General features: G+C 57.4%; 7 protein-coding genes and 1 pseudogene. 6 read left to right on the top strand and 2 right to left on the bottom strand.

Annotated features, from left to right (window positions below; all coding sequences use genetic code 11):
• On the bottom strand, nt 1-599 hold a 599-nt coding region (locus GXX82_01120), incomplete at its 3' end, for a hypothetical protein (GenBank protein ID NLT21627.1).
• Between the two features lie 317 nt (nt 600-916).
• On the opposite strand from GXX82_01120, the gene GXX82_01115 reads away from it, so the two are divergent.
• From GXX82_01115 to GXX82_01100, 4 genes and pseudogenes are all read left to right on the top strand, one after another.
• Nucleotides 917-1,768: a fructose-bisphosphate aldolase gene (locus tag GXX82_01115; protein ID NLT21626.1), complete on the top strand. Its 852-nt coding sequence runs from the start codon at nt 917-919 to the stop codon at nt 1,766-1,768.
• A 13-nt stretch (nt 1,769-1,781) separates the two neighbouring features.
• On the top strand, nt 1,782-2,189 hold the full coding sequence (locus GXX82_01110) for an archease (GenBank protein NLT21625.1): 408 nt from the start codon (nt 1,782-1,784) through the stop codon (nt 2,187-2,189).
• Nucleotides 2,190-2,301: 112 nt separating this feature from the next.
• A pseudogene (locus GXX82_01105) lies at nt 2,302-3,753 on the top strand (RtcB family protein).
• Between the two features lie 180 nt (nt 3,754-3,933).
• Nucleotides 3,934-4,461 carry a cob(I)yrinic acid a,c-diamide adenosyltransferase gene (locus GXX82_01100; GenBank protein ID NLT21624.1) on the top strand — a complete coding sequence of 176 codons (528 nt, stop codon included), beginning with the start codon at nt 3,934-3,936 and terminating at the stop codon, nt 4,459-4,461.
• Nucleotides 4,462-4,603: 142 nt separating this feature from the next.
• On the opposite strand, the gene GXX82_01095 is transcribed toward GXX82_01100, so the two are convergent.
• Nucleotides 4,604-5,473 carry an EamA family transporter gene (locus tag GXX82_01095; GenBank protein NLT21623.1) on the bottom strand — a complete coding sequence of 290 codons (870 nt, stop codon included), beginning with the start codon at nt 5,471-5,473 and terminating at the stop codon, nt 4,604-4,606.
• A 61-nt stretch (nt 5,474-5,534) separates the two neighbouring features.
• Between GXX82_01095 and pyrF the strand changes: the two genes are divergently transcribed.
• Together pyrF and GXX82_01085 are read left to right on the top strand one after the other, a co-directional pair.
• Entirely contained in the window at nt 5,535-6,272 is a 738-nt protein-coding gene (gene pyrF, locus GXX82_01090; protein ID NLT21622.1) for an orotidine-5'-phosphate decarboxylase, read from the top strand.
• Nucleotides 6,256-6,975 (top strand): RNA methyltransferase, encoded by a 720-nt coding sequence (locus GXX82_01085; protein ID NLT21621.1) that lies wholly within the window; start codon nt 6,256-6,258, stop codon nt 6,973-6,975. Before pyrF ends, GXX82_01085 begins: the two co-directional genes overlap by 17 nt.
• Nucleotides 6,976-6,979: the final 4 nt, after the last annotated feature.

Below are 6,979 nucleotides of genomic sequence, written 5' to 3'. Positions count from 1 at the left end.
CCGTCATTGGACTGACGGACCGCACGGAAGCCTGACCATTCCGTCGCGGAGGTCAGACCGAACATGGCGTTGAACTCTTTCGTGAAGAAATAACGGAAAGCGATCTGGGGGGTCCTGATGCCCTTCAGATACTGGGCGAAGTCCAGGATGCTGACCGTCGGGACGTAGTAGGGCATGCCCCACTGCTGCCAACCCTGGCCGATCATCAACTCTGCAGACTGCCAGTTCAACTTCATGAAGGCGTGCCTGAGCTGGAATCCACCATACTGGTTGCCCGTTGACGTGCCGCGGAAGTCGCCTTCGATGAAGGCGCTCGTCTTGGCGCCCCACAGGTCGGGACCCTTGATGAGGAAGTTGAAACGGGTCTCAGCACCGCTCATGAAGGTGTTGCCGTACTCGTCGGCAAGGACCTTGACTCCGGATGTGCTTGACCGGGAAGCGTTGACCGCGTCCGCGTTGGCGTTCTGTGAGGTCCAGCCGAGGTCGAACTTCACGAAGCCGCCGAATGTGACATCGTACCTGCTTGTCATGCTGCCTGCGTTGCTCACCACAGGAATAACAAGAAACAGCGCAAGCATAACCAATACTAACTTCTTCATTCTTGCCTCCTTAAGATTTTTTTTCGCATCCTTATACACTATTGTCGCCACTACACCTCCCTCAATTAAGTTTTTTTAATAATACCAACCCCCCCTGGGGCTGTCAAGCGAAAAATTAATATCTTTTAATAAAAAATGCAGATGATGGGTTATAGGCCATGGGTCATGGGAAGAGACCATGGAATTCTTTCCGCAATTATGAGGTTTTGCCTGTCACCTATACCCCATCCCCCATGACCCTTCTTTGGTGTTTTGCCCATCACCCATTACCTGACTTTTGTGCTATACTGTCTACCAACGAATCCAAGGAGGGGAACATGGAACCGAAAGACGTACGACTGCAAGGGTTGTTTCAGACATACGGTAAGACGATCATTCTGCCCTACGACCAGGGGCTTGAACACGGGCCGCGGGATTTCTTCAATGCCAGGTACGCCGAGGACCCCCTGCACATAATCGAGATCGCAAAGAAGGGACGGTATAATGCCGTCGCTCTTCATATCGGGAACGCGAGGCGCTACTTCAAGGACATGTATAACCAGGTACCCCTTGTCCTCAAGGTGAACGGCAAGACGGAGATACCCTCGGATGACGAACCGCTCTCCCCCATCACCGCCACCATAGACGAGGCGCTCCAGCTGTCGGCGATCGCCGTGGGCTACACGCTGTACATCGGCTCACCGAGACAGGATGAGGACATCGAGCAGTTCACCTACGTCCGTGAAGAGGCCCACAGGGCAGGTCTTCCCGTCATCGTCTGGTCCTACCCCAGAGGGCAAGAGATAGAGGCGAAAGGCGGCAAGAACAGCCTTTATGCCGTTGAATATGCCGCCCGCGTCGCTGCCGAGCTCGGCGCCGACATGATCAAGGTGAACGTCCCGAACCCGAAGAAGAATTCCGCCGTGCCGGCCCCGTACCGTGACTTCGAGACGGACCAACTGGAGGCGATCAAGAGGGTGATAAGCACGACCGGCGGCGTTCCCGTGATCTTTGCCGGCGGCGAGATGGTCTCCGATGAAGACCTCCTTGCCAAGGCAAGCTTATGCATCCGCGCAGGCGGTTCGGGCTTCATCTTCGGTCGCAATATCTGGCAGAGACCGCTCGACAATGCACTCACGATCACCCGCAGCATAAAAGAGGTGATCCGAACGGAAAGGCCGAAGAGATAGTGGGGAGACCTCCGTGGAGTCCTTCAAGGTCCTCGATCATGACGCCGACGTCCGTCTCGAGGTCTACGGGGCCTCACGGGAAGAGCTCTTCGAAAACGCCGCACGGGCGATGCTTTCCCTCATTATCGATCCCGGGAAGGTCAGACCGGCGCTTGAAAAAAGGATAACCGTCCCGGGCAACGGGGAGCTCCTCATCAATTTCCTCAACGAGCTCCTCTTTGTCTGGGATGTGGAGAGATTCATCCCCGCCGAAGTGACCGTCTCCTTTGAGAGAGAAGGCCTCGCCGCCCTTATCAAAGGTGAGCCCTTCGACGAGGACAGGCACAGCATCGAAGTGGAATTAAAAGCGGTCACCTACCACAAGTTCGCCATAACCGAAACAGCAGGGAGATTCAAGGCTACCATTATTATAGACGTATAAAGACCAGTTTCAGGTTCCAAGTTTCACGTTTCAGGCCGGAAGACCCGGCGTCCTGTTTTTTCCCTGGAACCTGGAACATTGAACCTGGAACCTTCTTCTCGGGGGGTGGGGTATGAGCGAAGAAAAAGTGAAGCTCGAGAAGCTCGATGAGAACCGTTATATCGTCAGGAGAACCGGCGCTATGCGGGTTGACGGCATCGTCTATATCGATGAGGAATTGCTCGGATATCTCGGTACCAATGAAAGCGTCGAGCAGGTTCGGAACGTGGCCACCCTTCCCGGGATCGTCAGGGCCTCTCTTGCCGTGCCCGACATCCATTGGGGCTACGGCTTTCCCATAGGCGGGGTGGCGGCTTTCGATGTCGATGAGGGGGTCATTTCTCCCGGCGGTGTCGGCTACGACATCAACTGAGGGGTCCGCCTCGTGCGCTCCGTGCTGAGCGCGAAGGATGTGAGGCACAGGCTGCCGGACATCGTGGAAGGCCTCTTTCGGAATGTCCCGAGCGGTCTCGGCTCCCGCCGCAAGGACCTGAAGCTGTCTCACGGTGAACTCAGGGGTGTTCTCGAAAAGGGAGCACGATGGGCGATAACGAACGGTTTCGGCACACAGTCGGATATCGATCACATCGAGGACCAGGGCTGCCTCGATGACGCCGATCCGGACGCTGTTTCCGACAGGGCCTACGAACGGGGAAAAGACCAGCTCGGCACTGTCGGCAGCGGGAACCATTTCGTGGAAGTGGGCTATGTCGCGGAGATATTCGATGAAGAGGCGGCCCGGGCCTTCGGCCTTACCCATGACCAGGTCACCATCATGGTCCACACCGGGTCGCGAGGTCTCGGTTACCAGGTCTGCGATGAATCCATACGGCAGATGCTGTCCGCCACCGCGAAATACGGCATAGACCTCGTCGACAGGCAGCTGTGCTGCGCCCCGCTCACCTCCCCGGAGGGTCGCCGCTACTTTTCGGCCATGGCCGCAGCCGCGAACTACGCCTTCGCGAACCGGCAGCTCATTACCCACTGGGTCCGCGAGACGTTCGAAGAGGTATTCGCCGCGAGTGCCTCTTCGCTTGGCCTCACACTCGTCTACGACGTGTGCCACAACATCGCCAAGAAGGAAACGCACCGGGTGGAGGGCACAGACGTACCGCTCTGTGTGCACCGCAAAGGTGCCACGAGGGCCTTCCCCCCTCACCACCGCCTCGTCCCCGACAGGTACCGGGAGGTGGGGCAACCTGTTCTCGTTCCCGGCGACATGGGCAGGGCCTCCTATGTGCTGGCGGGAACTGAGCGGGCCATGGACGAGACCTTTGGAAGCACCTGTCACGGCGCGGGCAGGATCATGAGCAGGAGCGCGGCCCTGAGATCCGCCAGGGGGCGATCGATCATCAGGGAAATGGAAGAGCGCGGTGTCTGCGTGAGGGCAGCCAGCAAGGCAACACTCGCGGAGGAGATGCCCGAGGCCTACAAGGACGTATCGAAAGTGGTTCAGGTAGTCCACAGGGCCGGGATCTCCCGGCTCGTGGCAAAGATCGTACCTCTCGGATCCATAAAGGGGTGACGAAGACCGTTAGAGCCGTTAGAATCGTTAGAACCGTTGGAACGGTCAGGAGTTCGCCTTTCGTGGGGAGGATTGTATGCCCTTCCATAAGCACGACGTTTCTTGTTTGTTTTTTGCGTTCAAACTGTTCGAGCGGCTCAAGCGGTTGCAACGGTCCTTATAATAATGGTATTAACTGGTATGGCCGACAAAGAAGGACTTATTATCGTCTTTACCGGCGATGGGAAGGGGAAGACCACGGCGGCACTCGGCATAGCACTTCGCGCGCTCGGCCGGAGGCAAAGGACGGCCATCTTCCAGTTCATGAAAGGCCGGGAGAGATCGGGAGAGCAGATGCTCGACAAGGACACCATCCCCCTTATCGAGGTCCACGCCTTCGGCGCCGGGTTCTTGAGGGAAGGTGACGATCCGGCACCCCATCGCAAGGCCGCCGAAAAGGGTTGGCGGGCCGTCGAAGAGGAACTCTCCTCCGGCAGCGCCGACATCGTTGTCCTCGACGAGATATCCCATGCCGTCAACCACGGCCTCATCCCCGCGGGGCAGATCGTTCGATCGCTGAGCAGCAGAAGGGCCGGCCTCCACGTGGTCCTCACCGGCCGAAACATGCCCCCCGATCTCATTGACATCGCCGACACGATCACCGACATGAAAGAGGTCCGCCACGCTTACCGGAGCGGCAAAGGAGCCGTTCTGGGGATAGACTATTGAATTGGTAAATTGGTCATTATCTTTTTCATTGGTCATTGGAATTTGATCATTGGTCATTCTTGTTTCCCGGGATTGCTCCGCAGGGTCAGCATGTCCGTTGCCGCAGGCTTCCTGTGCACAGGTGTGGGTTATTGTCCCTTCCTTATCTTCTCGCCAGATAGACGCTCACAAAAATGATCATTCCCCCGATAAGCTGGGAGAAATGGAGGGTCTCGTCGAGAACGAAGTAGGCCGTGAGCGCCGTAAAGACGGGAACGCAATATTGGTAGATCATGGTGCGGGAGACGCCTATCCGTGCGACCCCCCGGTACCAGAGGAAAAAGGCGACAACGGTCGAGAGAACGATGGAGAAAACGATGATAAGCCAACCCGTCATGGAAAGACGCCCGAGTTCGCCCGCGTCGAAGAAGGACGGCACGAAGAACGCGAGGATAACGGAGCCGGCCGTCATGCTCCACGCCGTCACCTTCAACGGGGAGTGCCTTTCGAGAAGCGGCTTCGACAGTATGGTGTAAAGGGCCCAGAGGAAGCTCGCGAAAAGCGCGAGAACGTTCCCGGCAACATCGCCCCGCATGAAGACGTTCCAGTCACCCTTCGTCATGAGAATGTAGACGCCCGCAAATCCGGTGACAATGGCGAGGATCCTCTTCTTCATGAATCTCTCGTAGCCGAAAAGACTGCTCAGGAAACCCCCGTAGATGGGGGACATGTTTATAAGGATCCCCACGTTGACGGCGGAGGTGTATTTCAGGGCAAAGGTGAAAACGAACTGGTAGACAGCGACACCCACCGCCCCGAGCAGTGTGAGCCTCCACATGTCCCGGGGAGGCACCTTTACATCTTCGAGAAAAAAGAGTAAAAGAAATAGAAGAAGGCTCCCCGTGATGAACCGCACCAGTATGAGGTTCACCGGGGACAGGTCGCCCAGAAGATACTTGACGGCCACGAGATTCACACCCCAGATAACAGAGACACTGAGGAGCAGGATATCTGACAGGCGTTCACGTTCCACGCAGTTATTCTTAATTGCCGTGAAATGCTTTGTCAATCGTTAACCGCGAGAAGTCACAATAATGATGGAGAGTGCGATGGACCCCAGGGAAAAAATGATCTTTGCTCTCGATGTAGACCGTTTCGAGGAAGCGCAGCAGCTTGTCATGGAGTTCAAGGACCACGTGGGCATGTTCAAGGTGGGCAAGCAGCTCTTTACGCAATGTGGACCGAAGATAGTCGACTACATAAAGCTGAAGAACTCGAAGGTCTTTCTCGACCTCAAGTATCACGACATCCCCAATACCGTGGCCAAGGCTTCCGTCGAGGCGGCGAAGCTCGGGGTCGACATCCTGAACGTCCATGCCTCGGGGGGATTCGCCATGATGAGCGAGGCCAAGCGGGCCCTCGTCGAGGCGGGCAAGAACCCCGGCCTCGCGCGTCCCAGGATCATAGGGGTAACGGTCCTCACGAGTCTCGATGACGCGGAACTGAAAAGGGTCGGCTTCGACATGCCCGTCATCGAACTGACAAAAAGGCTGGCGCTTCTCGCGAAGGAGGCCGGGCTCGACGGCGTCGTAGCGGGGGGAAGCGAGATCGAGATGATCAGGGAGACCTGCGGCAGGGACTTCCTCATCATCACACCCGGGGTGAGGGTCGAAGACAGGAAGGACGACCAGAAACGGACGATCACACCGCAGGAGGCGATAAGGAGGGGGGCCTCGCACATCGTCCTTGGCAGGGCGGTCAGGGACGCGGCGGACCCGAAGGCCCTCCTGAGAAAGATCACCGGGGATATACGCGATGCCCTTTCTGTTTAACAGGAACAGTATCAGGGAGGCCTTGAAGAACCATCCGGGCAAGGTCCGCAGGCTTCTCATACGGCAAGGTCACGAGAAACTCTCGGAGGAATTGATCGAGGAGGCGAAAAGGCAGGGGGTATCGTACCGTGTCCTGCCCTCCGAGGCCTTCGCGAAGAAGTGCGGCTCCCCGAGGTCGCACGTGTGTCTCGAACGCGAGGACTTCGATTATACCGGGCAGGATACCTTTCTCGATCGTCTCGGTTCAATGGGTCCCGTGTTCCTGGGCGCGCTTGACGGCGTGCAGGACCCCCAGAACCTGGGGAATATCGCGCGAAGCTCCGCCTGCATGGGGGTCGACGCCCTTATCCTTCCCAAAGACCGTTCCTGCGTCATGAACGAGACGGTGGCCAACATATCCCGGGGGGCCACCGAATTGATAGAGGCCGTGAGGGTCACCAACCTTTCGCGGTATCTCGATGCCCTGAAGAAAAGGGGGGTCTTCTGCTACGGTCTTGACGAACGGGGCGCCACGGCACTGTGGGAGGTAGATCTCACGGGATCTGTATGTCTTGTTTTCGGCGGCGAAGAGGGCTTGCGCAGACTGACCAAGGAAACCTGTGACGCCCTCGTGAGGATCCCGACAAACCCTTCGTTCCCGTCCCTCAATGTTGCCACGTCCTTTGCCCTTGCCTGTTATGAGGTGGTCAGGCAAAGACTGTGACGGG

Origin of the sequence: Syntrophorhabdus sp. (assembly GCA_012719415.1) — a bacterium.
Taxonomy (GTDB): Bacteria; Desulfobacterota; Syntrophorhabdia; order Syntrophorhabdales; family Syntrophorhabdaceae; genus Delta-02.
Note: the sequence above shows the minus strand (reverse complement) of the source record. Positions and strands in the feature narration are given on the sequence as shown.

Bases quoted from the DNA above. Each gene is read 5' to 3' on its own strand.
- GXX82_01115 (NLT21626.1), top strand. From the start codon at position 917: ATGGAACCGAAAGACGTACGACTGCAAGGGTTGTTTCAGACATACGGT.
- GXX82_01100 (NLT21624.1), top strand. From the start codon at position 3,934: ATGGCCGACAAAGAAGGACTTATTATCGTCTTTACCGGCGATGGGAAG.
- pyrF (NLT21622.1), top strand. From the start codon at position 5,535: ATGATGGAGAGTGCGATGGACCCCAGGGAAAAAATGATCTTTGCTCTC.
- GXX82_01085 (NLT21621.1), top strand. From the start codon at position 6,256: ATGCCCTTTCTGTTTAACAGGAACAGTATCAGGGAGGCCTTGAAGAAC.